Source organism: Parafilimonas terrae (assembly GCF_900115755.1).
Taxonomy (GTDB): Bacteria; Bacteroidota; Bacteroidia; order Chitinophagales; family Chitinophagaceae; genus Parafilimonas; species Parafilimonas terrae.
In genome coordinates this window covers 103,148-121,351 of the sequence record NZ_FOXQ01000002.1, presented here as the reverse complement: position 1 = coordinate 121,351, position 18,204 = coordinate 103,148, and the positions used below count along the sequence as shown (strand labels likewise).

The following is an 18,204-nucleotide window of genomic DNA, read 5'->3' as shown; positions in this document are numbered from 1 at the left end:
CTTTACTATTTAGCATTAATACCTTCATTGATTTTTAATTATGGGCAGATACCTGCCTGTGCAGGCATCATACCCATATTCCAAGAGACAAACCATGATTGCAATAAATTAGTATCCTACATTTTGAGTATACACGCCGAATGAATAATTCATTTGTGGCTGCGGTATAGGCATGAATTCATCGCGGCCTGCAGTGAACTTTCCATCTTTCATCCATGACCTGTTGCGCGGATATTCTTTTGTGAAATAAGCGTTCAATACAGGTTCTGCAATACCCCAGCGAACAAGGTCGTACCAACGCACACCTTCCATTGCGAACTCTAAACGGTCTTCCCACATCAATGCCTTCCATGCAAAATCTTTTGTCCAGGTGCAGTTAATGCCATCCTGGTACAGGCTTATTTTGTAATCCAGTGTTGGTTTACCATCTGCAAAAATTAAACGGCCCGTGCTATTGGCTGCACGCTGGCGTATTTCATTTATAATAGGCAATGCCTCTTTTTCCCTTCCAAGCCTGATGAGTATTTCTGCTTTTTGTAATAAAATCCTGTCGTAACGGATAACAATTTCATTTTTTGAATTCCACATCCAGAAGAGGTTAACAAGGCCTGGGCAATCTGATTCAACATTTTCTTTTAATGAATTAAAGTAACCATAGTTAGCCGGGTCTCTTGCGCCGCTGCTGTCAAACAACAGGTTTTGCTGATATTTCCATGGCAGGCCGGGAATGCCTACAGTATGTCCAATACGCGGGTCCCATTCATTATTGGCAAAATAAGATTGCTTATTGGTGATTTCTTCATTATTAAAATCATCAAATATGGGAATGCCTTTATCGTCAACCTTAAATGCATTCACCATATTATAAGATGCTTTATGAAAATCGCAGCAACTGAAATATGGAGGCCACCAGGGCGCATTCAAAGGAGTTCCGCCGTTTAAATTACCATTGGTGGTTCCGTCATCATGCGAGTATTGCCATTCATATATTGATTCAGGCGATTTATTGTCGTAATCGAATAAAAAGTTGATAGCAAAATCCGGTGCAAGGCTGTATTTGCCACTGTTGATAATATCGTCTGCAATGGTGAGCGCTTTAGATAATGTTTCTGTATTAATATTAACCACTTTATTATTTATATCCTGCTCATAAGCCATCCACATCAGGCATTCCAGCATTTCTGCTTCGGCTGCATATTTTGTTGGCCGGCCCGGTTCGGTTTGTGTTGGGGGCAACACGCTTGCCGCAGCAGCAAAATCATCGTAGATATGTTGCCATATATCAAGATCGTTTTGTGCATCTGCAGGCCGGTTTGGAATTTTTGCAATGGAATCATTCATTACATTTTCATCAAAATAAGGAATCCATTTATACCATCTTTTCAGGTCTAAGAAAAAATAACCGCGCAGGAATTTCATTTCTGCAATCCGCTGATCTTTTTGCGGATAGGTTGATGCATCCAAAACGTTCAATGCCCTTATTGCCGTATTACACCTTGATACGCCTTCATATTCTGCATACCATATACCATCATTATTGCCTGTGCTTGGTGTGTTTAATGAAAAAACTTCCCATTGATACCAGGGTATCTGGTCGCCGATACCGCCGCCGCCTTTATAAGAGTCATCAGACTTTATATCGGCCAGCCAGGGGCTTAATTTTTGGTTAATAATGCCTTCGTGTGGCAGCCATGCATAAGCTGCAATTACAAGCCCGTCTATATTCTCAGGCGTGCTTACATTTCCTTCCGTAACAACAGCCTGCGGCGTTACATCCAAAAACTTTTTGCAGCTTGCTATTGAAAGAAGGATTATTGATAAGAATAAATAATTTGATATTTTTTTCATCTGTTTGTTTTTTATTGATTGATCAGATGTTTGTTTATAATTCGGCTCAGTTAGAATGATATTTCAATCCCTGCTTTAAAGATTCTTGGTATTACATAAGGATTTGCATAATCACTGCCTTCGGGATTTTCCGGATCAGGCCCTGTAAACTTTGAGCTCTTAAACATGAGTAAGTTTTGCGCCATTACATACACATAGAATTTATCCATACTTAACCTGGAAGCAAAAGATTTGGGAAGACTATACCCTAACTGAATATTCCTGAGTTTTAAATACTGGCCGGGCTCAACAAAATAGGTGGACGTTCTGAGCTCATCATTTACGTTATTTAAAGACAAAGCAGGAATACCGGATTTGGTATTGGTTGGCGTCCATGCATCTAACACACGTGTTGGATGGTTGAAGCCATTCTGTATCCATACATTCCAGAAGTCGCTGTAGCTCTTCCATCCGTTATACACGTCAACACCTGCCACACCCTGCCAGAACATAGACAGGTCAAAGCTTTTATAAGCAAGGTTGATAGAAAAGCCATATTCAAATTTGGGCGTTATAGAACCTTTGCTTATCCAGGTACGGTCATAATTGTAATCAATCACACCATCTGGTTTACCATCGGGCCCGGAAATATCTTTATAACGAAGCCTTCCAACTCCTTTGCCGGGTTGTGCAGCAGAATTATCCACTTCATCCTGGTTTTGAAAAATACCATCAGCAATAAAGCCATATACAGCTCCCCAGGGATGGCCTGCAATACCATCTTCCTTTTGTGAAGTGCCACCCCATGTGTAGGTAACGGTTTGTGGCAAACCGTTTACTTTATTTGTATTATAAGCAATGTTGCCGCTAACCTGATAAGTAAAGTCTTTACCTGTATTACCATTATATGCAAGAGAAAGTTCTAAGCCTTTATTTGTCATATTTGCGGCATTGATGTATTGATAACTGCCTTCACCAAATGTGCCGAGGTAAGGTGGACGTATCAACATACCGTCAGTATATTTCCTGTAGAAATCCAATGAACCGGAAAGTTTCTGGTTAAGAAATCCAAAGTCGATACCAATGTTTGTTTGAGAAGTGGCTTCCCATCTCAGGTTTGCATTACCTGTTTGCACCCTGTAAAAGCCGGAAGGCAGGTTGCCGCCGGTTTCATTTCCTCCGATAGAATAAGATGTGAAACCATAATCAGGTGCAAAAAAGGTTTGAGCATTTAATGAATTGATACCGGCGAGGCTTCCGTTCTTTCCCCAGCTTACCCTCAGCTTTAAATCGGAAATAACTTTGCTGCTGCTCAGGAAATCTTCCTGGCTTATGCGCCATCCTGCAGAAACAGCCGGGAAATAAGCAAACCTTTCATTAGAACCGAATTTTGATGAACCATCATACCTTAACGATCCTGATAAAAGATATCTTGAATTGTATGAATAGTTGAACTTGCCAAAGTAAGAAAGCAGGTTATATTTATCGCCGCCGCCGCCAAGTGTCATATTACCTGTGGCAGTGCTTATATAGGCATAATCGTAATTTTCAAAGGCAAGTGCCTGGCGCCTGGCATCCATAAATTCAGTAATATATTTATTGGCTTCCATGCCTGCCAGCACATCAAGGTTATGTTTACCGGTATTTAATTTATAATTAAGTGTATTGGTAAGATCGAGTGTGGTTTCTCTCCAATACCATTGATCTACGCTGTTGATGGGGTTGAATTTGCCCCCCGCTTCCTGGAAAGTAAACTGAATGGTCCTGTGATAACCATCAGTATAAATTAAACCTAACTGGGAACGGAAATTAAAGTTCTTAAGGAATTTTACATTGGCGTGCACATCGCCATAAATTTTGTTGTATTTATTGCCATTGTCTTTATTTAAAGAAAGCTCTCTTACAGGGTTCCAATAATCATCCATACCTAATGCAACCGCAGAACCGCCCCAGCCGCCATCCGTAGAACGTACAGGTATAATGGGTGGTTCCACCAAGGCCAGGTGCGTTACATTCTGGTTGTTGTCTATTAAATGAGATGCTTCAATATTTTCCCCGATAGTAAAATGATCGCCTATTACTTTATACTCTGTATTTACACGAACTGTAAACCTTTTAAACCCTGTGTACAACTGTGTTCCTTCATTCTGCAAAAAGTTTAGCGAAAGCAATGATGTAGATTTTTCATTACCACCTGAAATAGTAAGCTGGTGGTTATGCTGAATACCTGTTTGCGAAATAGCGTCAAGCCAGTTAGTATTGGCAGCGATCATGGTGGAATCGGCATTTAAATATTGCCGCGGTGTAACCTTATCCAATACAGGAATACCATTATTATCTTTATGCCATTCGTAGTTATAAATCTGTGTTGCCGTATTTGGGTCCTGGCCGCCGTTTACTGCAGCCTGCCATAAAGCGGTTCCGTATTGCATCGTGTTCAGCATGTCAGGTTTATTATTCCATTGAGAAAAACCGACTGAACCGTTATAGGAAATTTTTGCTTTGCCGGCCTGGCCTTTTTTGGTTTGTATAAGAATAACACCTGCGCCGCCTTGCGTTCCATAAATACTGGCAGAATAGGCATCTTTTAATATTTGCATAGAAGCAATATTATCAGGGTTAATATCACGCAGGTTCATATAACTCGGCATACCGTCTATTACAATTAGCGGGCTTGAACCATTCAGGGATGTAAGCCCTCTCACCTGTATGCCTACGTTGCCGGCAGGGTTTCCATCTGTGGTTACATGCAGGCCCGGCACCACGCCCTGCAACGATTGCATTACGTTAGTCTGCCCATGGCTTTTGCTTAATTCCTTTGGAGTAACAACGGCAACAGCACCGGTTAAATCAGCTTTACGCTGGGTCATATAACCTGTAACAACAACTTCGTCGAGGTCTGATACAGCCTGGTCTTTCAAAGTGATATTTATCAAAGTATTATCGCCAACCGTTACCCTTTCATTAACCTTACCCACATAAGATATTTCCAGCACCTGCCCTTTTGAAGCGGTAATGGAAAATGAGCCGTCCTGGCCTGTTGGCACGGCTGTACGGCTGCCTGAAACCCTTATGGTAGCTCCCACAAGAGGATTTGATTTTTCATCCATAACCTTGCCCGTAATTGTTTGCTGGGCAAAGAGCATGGTGTGTGATAAAATGAGCGCAAAAAAGAGCGTTAGCCCATGTTTGATTGCGCCTTTTTTAAATTTAAAACCGCGTAACCATACGCAGCGTTTAACAGTTAGATTGAAATGCATGTACGTTTATTTTAGATGAGACAACAAGAATTTACCAGCTTGCTTAATAATATAAACAAGTGCTTACCGGCTTATACATAAACCAGGTAATTAAATAACACGGAGGCCGGTGATTCAGAAAGCAGATTTCTTCAACACCTTCATACCGCTAAAGGGGATTGTAATTCGTTTCGGGAACGAAAGCTCCCTGGAAAATTTTTCGATTTTGGTTAAGCAATACATAGAGGAGAATTTAATCGTTTAAGCAAATTTTGATTTTTTTACAGAGCCGATACAGTTTAAAGCAAAAAATAGATGGTTAATCGTTTAAGCAATCGAACAAACACATTTCAACAACAGCAGATAAAAAACGAAAGTAAGGGCATTTAATCGTTTAAGCAAGTTTTTTTAAAATTATTTTTAAGGCTTATGTAAAACACATTGTTTATGCAGGCGTCAGAAACAATAGGTTCAGAAGCTACGTTCTTCAAAAAATCATTAAAAAGAAGAGGAAAAATAAACCTTAACCAGCCTTATTCGCAGTGGCGGATAAACTGTAATCGCAGGATGATTTAATAAATGTTGCATTTGCCTGATGCCAACAATCCAACAACCTACATTGGTTCAAACATGGGTATAGCGGGGTCATCAACTGTTCCATAATTATCATCAATTTTGAAATGGATGATTTCATCTGTTGAATACATATACCTGCTTTGCTTATTGTAATATTTAAAACTCAGGTAGCCTGATTCATCTGCAGCGCCTTTTATCAAAACATAAAAAACCGGTGTAGCGCTGTCCCTTTCAACATAAACACCAATGCCGCGGCATTCATCACCAATAAATGCCGCCATTTCATCGCCGGTGCTCACAGTTTGTTTTAAACTGTCAGAAACAGATATCACCGCCGTCATGCTGTAAGCAAGGGTAGATGCATCTGTCGTTTGCCAGTTGGGCGCAGGATATTGTTTTTGTGTATTACCGTTATTTTCACCAGGCTTATCACCACTTTTAGAACAACTGCTTAGAATGCCATATAAGGTAATTGCCATCAGCAGGAATAATTTATTGTATCTCATAAAATATTTTTTTGAAACATAACAGGCTATTGCATGAACAGCCTGTTATGAGCATTTTTTATAAATTAATATTTAATAACCTTGTAAGCGTATGGTTTTCCATCTACCCAAACATTCACCAGGTAAACACCTGCCGCACAATCATGACCGTTAGCACCTCTGCCATCCCATTGTAACTGGTAATGTCCGTTGTACATAGTTTGTCTGCCGGTGTTCATAATTAGTTTGCCTGCCAGGCTATATATTGAAATATACACTTCGTGCAATGATGTGGCTTCTGATGCAGGAACATCAACTAAAATATTTATATTACTATGAAAAGGATTTGGATAAGCGCTGATGAAAGTTTTATTCGCCCTCATTTGTATAACAAACGGCTTATCAAGACTGCCTATGCGATCATCAGTATTATAAGATAGCTGAATGTTAGAAACGGCTATTGTTTTGTTATTTCGTTCAAGCGTAAAATAAATCCCCTCGCCTGTTTCAGCAGCTATATTGAAAAAGAGCGCAAGGCTGTTTGTTACCGGGTTAATAACAGGTTTTGCTTTCCCTCTTTCCCCGCTTAATGAATGTGCAATAACCATATCGCCGGGCAATAATTCATAAGCATCATTCAGCACTGCTGTCACCGTCATGTTGCCGGCATAGCTGCTATTACTTCTTACCGGCATTTCCAGCGTGTTGACGCTGCCATTGCTTACAGTTCCTGTTCTTAAACCATCGAGCGGGTCAACATTGGCCGGGTAATAGAAGCTTGTATCAATTGCATTTTTCCTGTAGAACATATACCCTTTACCCGGTTCAAGATAACCGAGACTGCCAATCCACCCGTTCTGTTCATCATACATGCTGAAACCGGTTTGTGATTTTATAATATCGCCTTCTGTTGCATTATAACCTGCCAGGGCCTGCTTTACACTCAAAGTCATGCCAGGCAGGTAACTGATGTAACTCCACCGTTCTCCTTTTAATGGTATGGAGGTGCTATCAACGCTTATAGCTGCGCCTGAGATGCTCAGCGTTTGAGCATTAGCTGTGCTAAGCATATACATAGAAGTATTGTTGAATGATGGAAGCGTTCCAATCCATCCTTGCGTTGATGAATATTGATCAAAGCCTATATCATTATGCTTGATTATATCGCCGGATGACCACTGCCCGTTCAGCAATGTTGCATTCACATCGGCAAAGTTTGCATTGGCAACATTATAAGATATCCAGTTCCATCCTTTATTCAATTCAATATCCTGGAATATCATTTCTTTTCCATCAAAGATTACGGGATCGGATGAACTGCCTGTTATAGCATCGTTTTTAAATTCTATTGTTTGCGATGGTATGGCCTGGTAGGTTTTTCCCGTTGCAGCTTCCCATAGCCTGAACTCTACATTATCTGCCGTAACCTCGTTGCTATATACTGTTAAGAAAGCATACCAGAGATCGTTGGTTGCATTATAAGTGTTATTGGTAACGCCCACGCATTTACCGTTAATGAATGCTGCAAGCAGATCATTTGTATTGATTGAAAACGCATCATTAATTCGGATCTTTCCATACACTCCCATGTTATACTTGTAAGCGCCGGGATCAACAGACCAATCCGGTTGTTTGCCTTTTACAGTAAGGTTCACAGACAAGCCATTAGCCTGGCCATCATTATTTCTTGCATATACAACTTCATTATATGCACCAATATTGGTGTGCTCATTTACAGTGAAAGTTATTTTCTGTTTTCCCGCCGCTTCAATTACGCCTGATGTAATATCTGCCGTAAGCCATTTAGGAAGATTATCAAGTGTGAAGTTTTGTGCAATGCCGCTTTTGTTTATTATGTATGATTCAAATTGTAATGAAGCATCTATATCTTTTGCAAGATTAAGTTCATCATCACTCCATTTTAAAGGGTTTTGATCAATATAAGCCGTCCATGTTACAGGCGAAAGCAGATAGTTGCCATTTTTATCAGCCACATCTTTCACCTTAAATGTTACAACCGTTTTATCAATAGCCTGTTTTGTTTCTGTGAGGTTAATAATGAGCGCATCATTGTTCACAACATAATCAAATGAAAGATCCGCTACGGGGCCTCTGTCTTTTACAGGCGCCATATCATCGCTTATTAAACTCTCTTTTCTTTCACCATAAACCATAACGCCTGTGTTTGCTGACTGGTCAAATAAAGTGGAATCCGTTTCAATAATGCCCGTATTACTTGTGTAGTATTTTTCGAAAGGATAATACGTCATCAAACCCAACTCATTACCCTGCAGTTTTGTATTGTTGTTATTATTGATAATAGCCTGGCTGAGATAAGAATTCCATATCCTGAATTCGTCAATATTGCCATTGAAATAACGGTCGAATGTTGTTACGTTTATAGAATCTTTATCCTGGAAAGGCCTTGCGCCAAGATAAGTATAAGGCGCCGCCAGGCCGCCGAGCGCATTGGCATCAAAATACTTTTGCATTTCGCCATCCACATATAATTGCGCAGTGCCTGAAACATGGTTTACGGCAACTGCAACGCTATGCCAGTTATTATCGAGATAATTTTTATCGGCATGCACTTCAAAGCCGTTATTCCTGAAAGTAAGTTTACTGTTTTCAAAGCCAAGGAAGAATGTATTTAATGAACCGCCTCCATCTGTTCCATCGCCCTTTCCGCTGGCGGCAAGCGCTGCATTTGCCTGGCCCGGCGCAGCTTTAAACCACAATTCAATCGTATAATCCATGGATGAAGTAATGGGCGCGTACGCTGTATTCATCTTTAAATAACCCTTGCCTGCAAATGCTATTGCTTTGCCTGCCGGTGTATTCCAGTTGCCCGTAAGCACAGCATTTGAGCCACGCGCTTTATCATAAACAATCGTGCCTTTGCCCTCATCCATCGGGTAATAACCAAGCAGGCTGTTTTCAGCGCCGGATAATATGGTATGACTGTTCAACTGCAGCTCAACCGAAGTAAGTGTTTTCGTCCATATTCTTGCATCGTGCATATTGCCTTTAAAATAATTGCCCTGCCTGCTTATGCTTTTGCCAAACTCAAAATTGCCTGTGCCTGTGTAAGCGCTGACAGCAACATCATTTATAACCTGTACGAAATTGTAAAAAGCTGAAACTTTTTTAGTTGAATCGTTATACACCAATGCAACATGCGACCATAAACCCGGCGTTATCACCGCTGCATCACTGGTTATTTTTTTAGCGCCAACGATCAGCTCTATATGATTATCCGCCGTTATTGCAAGCTCCAGCGAATTATTGGCTGCACCCTGGCTGAATACAGTTCCATCTTCTGCTGCTGTGGGCAATATCCAGGCTTCAACAGTAATGTTTTTACCGGTAAAATTTTTTGAAAATTCCGTGCTTAGATGATCGTTTTCTCCATCGAGCTTAACGGATACAGAGTTGTCTGATTTTGCGCCGTTGCGTATGCCCGTAACCTGGAATTTTGAATTGGTGAGCAGCCCGCCTTCAATGGGCTCATTAAAGTTAAGGCGCACATCTTCACCCAAATCCAATATACCATCTGCAGGTTGCGGGTTACCAAACAAACGCGGGTTGTAAGTGTCTTTAATACCACTTGCAATATCAGAAGGCGTTACAACAGTGTTGCCCGGCCCAAGCACACAGGCAGCTACGGCACGAATGTCGTAAGCCTGGTCGTTGAACGAACCATCATCCATTTTAAGATTATAAGTTATGGCCGAAGCGTTCTCAATAATTTGCTTCGGTTCCTGTGCTGCATCATACCGGCTGCTGTCAGGATAAAAATTCATCACTGTGCTCCAGGCGCTGGCAGATGATGGCTTATACTGCAATTCAACATGATTGAAATATTGATTGTTTACATCAAACTTATTGATGGTAACAGGAATATACCTTATGCCTGTTGCATCTGTATCCGATCCCGTGTTCAATATCCAGTTATTATCCGGCGCAGCCAATGCTATATCTGAACAGCCGGGAATAAAATGCGCTGATATGTACTGCGTATCTGCTGCCGTATAATCACATTGTGATTTTAATATGATGGGTATATTATTATAATCATTCGCATCCGGGCCTTTGGTGAGCGTAAGCACTTTTGTAATAGTAGCGCCTTGCGGTATGGTTATTAAACGGCCGCTGCCGCCGGAACCGCCAATGGGTGTTCCGTCAATTGAAATGGTTGCGCCTTTTATGCTGTCAACATCCTGGTAAAGCAATGTAAAGTAAGCATCTGATTTTACGGTGGAATTATTGCTAAGCACAAGGTTGTAAGTTGCAGGCCTTGTTTCAGGCACGTTGGAAGCCACTGGTTCGTCAATGGATAATACCGGCACTTCTATGGCAACTGTAGGCTGGTTTAAAATAGTACCGGGCTGGTAATATTGGGTTGTTTCTTCACCTTCATACGGGCAGGAGGTTTGGCCGCCTTTTGTTGCGAAAACAAAACTGCTGTCGCCATCTGATTTTACATCCACACTTAAATAATCATTTACGCCATAAGAAGAAAGTTCAAAACCAATGTTTTTTGAGGTGCCGGTTGTTGTTTCAAAAGCGCCGCCCTGTGTGGTGGAATTTGTCTCTTCAATACTTAACTCAAAACCATTACCTAAAATATCAACATCTGTGCTGGCGCCGATATTAGCGCCGATAACAATGCTGAATGAATGCGTATCAGTAGTGTCGTGTGTTACCGTTTTTGAATAGCTTACCGGGCTGCCTGCCGTAAATGAATAGTTCTGCAGCAGGGTGGCGTTTAATTTAGCTTTTTCATTTTCTGCAAGCCTTGCTTCCCAGCCTGCAGCAAACTGATTTAACGTCATTATCGTATCAGAACGGTAATCCGATTGTTGTGGAAAGAAAATGCGGTAGCTCGGCCCGTTAAAACCTGCTGTTATAGCACTTGCCGGAAATGCTTTTGTATCGTTATTAGACTTCCCGTAATTGGGATCAGATGGTGAAAGCTTTGAAATATAAACCGGTTTGCCGTCGGCATTAGCTTTTGCCTGTGCAGCAGATGAATCCGCTATGGTTAAAGGCGTATTCAGAAAGTTATTGCGTAAAGCAATTAAGCCGGGTATAACATTCCTTGTAATATGATCAATCGTATAAGCAAACAAGGTCCCGAATTGTTCGCTGAGATTAATGCCTGACCGCTGCACAACGATATAATCTTTTGTACTGTCTGTTATGGGTATATCATCAGCATATTTATCTTTTTTATTAATAAGCGTGACGTTGTTACTGGCGCCATAAGTTATATTGGTTGAGTAGCCTACAAACACATCTGCGGGTGTGCCTACAAATAACGGGTCATCGCTTGTTTTAAAATCTGTGGTTAAGGTGGTGGTTGAGCTTTTTGTATTGGTATAGGAATAATGTTCCTCATGGTTAATGCCAACAGTAACACCAGTTGAACTTTCAGCGCTTTGTATAGTGCCTGCACCAACGCCTGTAAAAGTTACGAGTTTGGCGCCAAGCTTTTGGGTAAGGCTTTCATTGCCCACATTATCATAAGAACCGGAATAAGTTGAAAGCTCGTTTATAGAAGAGCCTTTTTCTGCAAAAGAATAACTTTTTGATCCTGGCGGATCACGTAATATCATCAATATTTTGTCGGGGCCCTGCGTAACAAAGTCTGTTCCGGTTTGGGTGCCGCCCATAATAAAGCCCTTCATTGTTTTGCTGCCATACCAAAGCCAGTCAACAAAAGTGGCAGGCCCGAATTTTACATTAGCTGAAAAATTCTTTACACCGCCTTCATTCACAGATGCAGGATCGCCTGTTGTAAAATTATAATATGCTATACCATCGCTGTTAAGGCTCATGGTATCGGGCAAACTATTTTTCTTTATATTATTTGTAATGGTTACAAAGCCATCTCCGGTGGGCACACTATCCACTCCGGCCACAGTTGTGGCAGATGTATAGAAAGGATATTGTTCAAATGCCCTTATCTTAAAATTATAAGCAGCATTTTGCGTGAAGATGGGGTTGCCAAGCAAATATTTGCTTTGATTGTTTTTTGAAAGGTCAACAGTTGAAATACTTTCCTTAGCGCCAAGAAACGATACAGCCTGGTAGCTTGAATCACCAAAATAAGGAAGCTCATTATTGCTGTAATCCACCTGTGTTATGCTTACTGCAGGAATAACACGTTTAATAAACTGATAAGAAGCGTTGTAAGTAAACACATCTTTATAGTTAGTATAATTATAGCCGCTATCAGGTTTTTGGGGATTCTTATATACAGAGTCTGTATAGCTGTGAACAGAAGAATCTGTAAAAAATTTATTGGTAAGGTCGAGCGTTACTGTATAAGGTTTTAATGTTACAGGATCAACCAGGATATTATTCCATCCTGTTGCAGAAACATTGGATGTTATAAACTGTTCGGGTATAATATCGGCTACAAACTCACCGGTTAAAGAATCAGGATAAATAACAATCTGGTGCTGAAAATACTGCACCCTTGTTTTATGAATTTTGGATGAATCCGTTTCATTGGAGGGCAGTAAATGATACGTAAGCAAAGTGCTGTCGTTGCCATTTCTCAAATCATATTTATTACCCGATGTTAAAGCAAGTGTTACAGATAAATCTTTACCCAAATTATTTGTTGATAAAGAATGCCCCAAAGGAAGTGCTTCCTGCAAAGAGCCGCCTGCAACACGGCCTGCGAAACGAATAGTGGTGCTGTCATACAGCTTTACTGCGTTTAGTGTGTTATCCTGGTAGTTAATATTGTTGCCATAACGGTCTGTTATCTTTCCATCATTCACAAAAACATGATTGGTTTTAACGGCTTTTACTTCGTGATAGCCAACCGGTACATTAATGGTGAAAGCGCCTGTTACATCAGATTCAATAATGGTTCCGTTATCCTGCTGTGCAAACACACCATCAATCTTAAACTGAGCACCGCTTACAGGCACGGTTGAATTTCTGTAATACACATAACCGCTTACGGGAAAAGATGATTTATCAGTGAAGTCAACCGTGAACTCGGTAGCGCCCGGCGATACAAGCCTGTTTACAGAAGCAGGATCGAACTGGTGCGTGCCCAGCAGCGGAACAATGGCATAAGTGGTGCCGTTGCCGGTATAAGGAACGCCGGATATAAAATAGTTGCCCGATGTATCCGTATAAGCTTTCAGTGAAAGCTGTTCCGGCGTTGGAATGGCATCTGTATGAATGGCTGCTCCGTAAATAATACCATCATTCTGATTATAATGCGAGCCATTGGATGATATGTCGAAGAACTGGTTTGTAACAGATTCATCAAAGCGCCAGTAAGCAATAAGGCCATCTTCACTTCCTGTTATAAGCCTGGTGTAATCGCGTGCAATAACGGAATCAGCAATTGCTTTATTCCATATACGCACCTCATCAATAAACCCTTTAAAATAATTGCCGGTTTCGTTTTTACCAATCAACAAACCTTTATACGGAGCACTTATCGTAATAGCAGCAGTAACATTTGCTATAATGCTGTCGTTCAGCATTATCATTACGGCATCCTGTGTGCGTATGCCTGCAATGTGTATGAACGACTGGTTTATATTCTTATAATCGCCTTTCGCAATAACGCCGTTTGCATTAAAATATATCTTTCCATCACCATCAAAACCTAATTCATACTGGCCTTTGCGGCTGATGATAGTTTGGTTGGAAGGATTTGCATCATCAGGTTTTATCCATGCTTCTATGGTTGCTATATCATTCAAATTTGTTTTGAGTGAATCAACAGAAAGATAACTGTTGGGTGTGCCATCCATGTAAATACTTTTTCCCTGGCGCACAGCGTCTTTGCTTTCCAGCCTTACCGAAACGCCTGTTACACTCTGCCCGTTTTCATAGCGCACACGGCCATATATATTACCCGTGGGGCTTCTGAAGCCAATAGCATATAAAGTGTCTTTTGCATAAACCGGCTTGTTATTGCAATTTATCATGCCAATGATCCTGTAAGAATAATACGTGCCGGGTATTCCTTTTTCATCATCCAGCTGGTAACTGCCATCTCCGGATGCGCTTACGGTACCGATCTTCACATAATTATTCATTCCATATTCTGCACGTTCCACAATATAATTACTGAATGAACCTGTGGAATTCCAGCTCAGTTCTGTACGATTGGGGAAATAGCCTTTTGATGCACTTATGCTTATAAGATCGCCGATATTTGAACGGATAATACTATCCTTTAACGGCACTGCTTCCCAGGCTGTGAAGTTTGAATTGGCAGGCGGAACAACCTGCACCGTATAATGATATTCAGTACAGGTTGCAATCAGCTTATCAATATAAAAACCTTTTATAAAATCGGTTTCGCTTAACTTAATTTCAGATTGCGTGTTATTGGTATAATCGAGTTTGGTTATAATAAAAGAAGCGCCCGGCAGCCATGCAGTTGTATTTACAGGCCACATAATTTTTACTGTATTATCGGGCAACAGGCTAACGCTGATCTTCGACGTATCAAATTTGGTAAAGGGCACATTTAAATCAAAACTTGTTCCCACATCCCACAGGTGCCAGTTTGTATTGTTATAATCTCTCGACACGCGGAAATACATGTGCGGGCTTAAATTACTGGCAACATCATAACTGAATGTGTTGCCTGTGGAATTATAAGAAATTGTTTTTTCCGTTGGGTTTGAAAAAGAAGGGTCACTATCTACCTGCAGTTTAAAATCACTTGTTACGTAATTACCTGCTGTAACAGGATCCATATCCCAACTCAGTTTTATTGCATGGCTATTTGTATCATAATAACCGCGCATTGAATATGGCAGCGGGAAAGCGGGCACCTGTATAACGGGGGAATTCATATTCACCCTGCCATAAGGATAGGCGCCGGAAATATCATCAAAATAGGCCTGTTGTTTATAATAGTAGCCTTGTTCTCCATTAAATGTAAATATGGTATCATATACAAAATCCGAAGCGACGCTGTTATACAGTCCTGATGCCGGCGTTCCGTTATCATAAAACAATTGCATCCTGCTAACTTTATCAACATCGTTCAGCGTTTTTTTATAGCCAACCAATGCGCGGGGTGCTATAATGCCGGTTGTAATAAACGTTACGGGCGCCAGCGTAAAAGCGCTCATTTGCTGTATGGTAACCGTTCTTGTGCCGTTTACCGGAGCTGTGGCTGGGATGCCATTTGCTGAACGATAAAACCAAAAGCCGCTGGCATCTCCTTCTTTTCCATAAAGTTTTACATTTTTTATATCCTTTATGTTATTGTCAATCCCTATTTCAATATCGGCCCATCGGTTTTGTCCATTAAGGTATTCCCCATAAGAGGTGATATTGGAAACTGGAGATGATAATTTTTCAACCGTATTATCAGTGAAACGATATAGATCGGTATAGGTATTATTATCTGTTGTATAGGCAAGGTATATATTATGCAGGTAAGCTATTGGGCTGGCATCGTAAAACCGCACATACACATGAAATGAGCCCCTGGCAGCATCAAACGAAGCTGTATAAAAAAAATCATTGGTGTTTTGCCATATATCGGCAGCAGCCTGTTTCGGAGTTAAACTTACTAACACTGCGGCCAGCAGTAATGATTTAAAAAAATAACAGGTGCGTGGTAAGAAGCTTGTTGCGTAGATATCTTTCATAAACATCATTTTTTCAGGCCTGGTGAAGCAGGTGCAGTTATTTGTATAGCCTGTAAATGTAAACTGGGGTGTAAGGGCGGGCAATAGCTTAAATAAGCTATTCATTAACTGTTGTTACCGGTCTTAAATGCTGCATTGCGCTGGCATTTTATACATTTGAACATACGAATTATTTAAACCATTTTATTATAATGAATGTAAGAGAAGCATATAATAATTGGGCGGCGCAATATGATACTGGCCTGAATAAAACCCGCGACCTTGAAGCAGTTTCTTTAAGGCAAACATTAAGCAATATTGATTTTACAAGTTGCCTGGAGGTTGGTTGCGGAACAGGTAAAAACACGGAATGGCTGGCTGCAAAAGCAGAAGATATTTTGGCTATTGACCTGTCGGAAGAAATGCTGAACAAAGCCAGGAATAAAACATATAAAGGCAAGGTTAGCTTTCTTCAGTTTGATATTAACGGAATATGGAATTTTACAAACAGGCAGTTTGACATAGGCGTATTCAGCCTGGTGCTTGAGCATATTAAAGACATTGACAGCGTTTTTAATAAAGTATCTGAAAAAATAAAACCGGGCGGTTATTTATATATTGGCGAACTGCATCCTTTTAAACAATACACAGGCTCGAAAGCAAAATTTGAAACGGATAAAGGCACGCAGCTGGTAACCTGCTTTATGCACCATTTATCTGATTTTATAAAAGCCGCAGATAAAAACGGATTTCAGGTTATATTGATTGATGAGCTTTTTGATGATAATGATAAAACTTCTGTTCCAAGAATACTTACATTATTATTTAAAAGGAAATAAAATGAACGATATATCTTTCTTGCTCTGCAATTAAAAACTATACCCTTATCTTAGACGCTATTAGTTTTACCTGCAATAAATCTTTTAAAATAAATTATTATACCGCAAATGCCAAACACTGAAACAACAACAAACATTGATGTGATAATGCAGCAGGCTTTTGATGCGTTCAATCAATACAAGAAATTGCCTTCGCAGAAACATGCTGCATTTTTAGAAACCATAGCAGATGAAATTGAAAAGCTGCGTAACGAACTGGTACCCGTTGCCAATGAAGAAACCAATTTACCTGCGGCAAGATTAAACGGTGAAATATCACGCACTACCGGCCAGCTTAAAATGTTTGCCTCACTAATTACGGAAGGCAGTTGGGTGGAAGCAAGCATAGATACAGCCGATGCAGGCCGCACACCGCCAAAGCCCGACATTCGTAAAATGCTCGTACCGGTTGGCCCTGTAATTGTTTTTGGCGCCAGTAATTTTCCTTTTGCATTTTCCACAGCCGGCGGCGATACAGCCAGTGCGCTGGCTGCGGGATCAAGCGTAGTTATAAAAGCACACCCGGCGCATCCAAAAACATCGGCGCTTGTTTTTACAGCCATAGAAAAAGCGATAAAACAATCAGGTGTTCCGCAATACACCGTGCAGCATGTAACGGATACAAGTAATGAAACAGGCAAGGCGCTGGTTACACATCCACGCACAACCGGCGTAGGCTTTACCGGCTCTTTTGCAGGTGGCAAAGCATTGGTTGAATATACCCGCCAGCGTGAAATACCCATTCCTGTTTTTGCAGAAATGAGCAGCATTAACCCTGTTGTTTTTTATCCTGATACTTTAAATAAGAATGCAAAAGCATTGGCAGCGCAATATGCAGCATCCATTACATTGGGTGTGGGCCAGTTTTGTACCAATCCCGGTTTATTGTTAGGTATAAAAAGCGAAGGCTTTGATAATTTCTTACAGGCACTCGGCGAAGAAATTACTAAAGTGCAGCCGCAAAAAATGTTACATAGCGGCATTTGTTCATCGTATAAAAAAGGGCTGGCTGAAATGCAGGCGCAGCAGGGCTTGCAGGTTATTGCACAGTCATCTGCAGCAGTTAATGACATGGAAGCAGGTTCATTGATAGCAACCGTTTCAGCCAATAATTTCCTGGCCAATAAACATTTTACAGAAGAAATATTCGGCCCCTATTCTCTCGCTGTTATCTGCGATGATAAAGCGCAATTAATACAATGCCTGCAAAGTTTAAAGGGACAGCTTACATCTTCTATAATGGCAACAGAAAAAGATATTGAAGAATATGCCGATGTTATAGAAGTGCAACATACTTTGGCAGGCAGGATAATGCTGAACAATGCGCCAACCGGCGTTGAAGTGTGCGCCAGTATGGTGCACGGCGGCCCCTACCCTGCCACAACGGATGCAAGATTTACATCGGTTGGCACAACTGCCATTAAGCGCTGGGTGCGGCCAATATGCTTACAGAATTTTAATGACAACATGCTGCCGGATGCACTAAAGAATGATAACCCGCTGGGCATTCTGCGGCTGGTGAATAACGTTTATACAAGAGATGCTGTGGGGAAATAAAAATGAAATG

The 18,204-nt window shown here is 40.9% G+C and carries 6 protein-coding genes; 2 read left to right on the top strand and 4 right to left on the bottom strand.

What is annotated here, in order from left to right:
• Positions 1–108 precede the first annotated feature (108 nt).
• From BM015_RS05310 to BM015_RS05295, 4 genes are all read right to left on the bottom strand, one after another.
• Positions 109–1,848 carry a RagB/SusD family nutrient uptake outer membrane protein gene (locus tag BM015_RS05310; RefSeq protein ID WP_090655578.1) on the bottom strand — a complete coding sequence of 580 codons (1,740 nt, stop codon included), beginning with the start codon at positions 1,846–1,848 and terminating at the stop codon, positions 109–111.
• A 50-nt stretch (positions 1,849–1,898) separates the two neighbouring features.
• Positions 1,899–5,087, bottom strand: coding sequence for a SusC/RagA family TonB-linked outer membrane protein (locus tag BM015_RS05305; protein WP_090655575.1), 3,189 nt, complete (start codon positions 5,085–5,087; stop codon positions 1,899–1,901).
• Between the two features lie 593 nt (positions 5,088–5,680).
• The gene (locus BM015_RS05300) at positions 5,681–6,148 is read right to left on the bottom strand and encodes a hypothetical protein (protein WP_090655573.1); all 468 of its coding nucleotides are present in this window, start codon (positions 6,146–6,148) and stop codon (positions 5,681–5,683) included.
• A gap of 65 nt (positions 6,149–6,213) precedes the next feature.
• Entirely contained in the window at positions 6,214–15,780 is a 9,567-nt protein-coding gene (locus tag BM015_RS05295; RefSeq protein WP_177191820.1) for a LamG-like jellyroll fold domain-containing protein, read from the bottom strand.
• A gap of 191 nt (positions 15,781–15,971) precedes the next feature.
• On the opposite strand from BM015_RS05295, the gene BM015_RS05290 reads away from it, so the two are divergent.
• Both BM015_RS05290 and BM015_RS05285 read left to right on the top strand, forming a co-directional pair.
• Positions 15,972–16,598, top strand: a complete 627-nt coding sequence (locus tag BM015_RS05290) for a class I SAM-dependent DNA methyltransferase (protein WP_090655567.1) — start codon at positions 15,972–15,974, stop codon at positions 16,596–16,598.
• Between the two features lie 108 nt (positions 16,599–16,706).
• Positions 16,707–18,194: an aldehyde dehydrogenase (NADP(+)) gene (locus tag BM015_RS05285; protein ID WP_090655564.1), complete on the top strand. Its 1,488-nt coding sequence runs from the start codon at positions 16,707–16,709 to the stop codon at positions 18,192–18,194.
• The last annotated feature ends 10 nt before the right edge of the window (positions 18,195–18,204 follow it).

Coding starts and splice junctions, on each gene's coding strand:
- BM015_RS05295 (WP_177191820.1), bottom strand. CDS start 15,780: ATGAAAGATATCTACGCAACAAGCTTCTTACCACGCACCTGTTATTTT.
- BM015_RS05290 (WP_090655567.1), top strand. CDS start 15,972: ATGAATGTAAGAGAAGCATATAATAATTGGGCGGCGCAATATGATACT.
- BM015_RS05310 (WP_090655578.1), bottom strand. CDS start 1,848: ATGAAAAAAATATCAAATTATTTATTCTTATCAATAATCCTTCTTTCA.
- BM015_RS05300 (WP_090655573.1), bottom strand. CDS start 6,148: ATGAGATACAATAAATTATTCCTGCTGATGGCAATTACCTTATATGGC.
- BM015_RS05285 (WP_090655564.1), top strand. CDS start 16,707: ATGCCAAACACTGAAACAACAACAAACATTGATGTGATAATGCAGCAG.
- BM015_RS05305 (WP_090655575.1), bottom strand. CDS start 5,087: ATGCATTTCAATCTAACTGTTAAACGCTGCGTATGGTTACGCGGTTTT.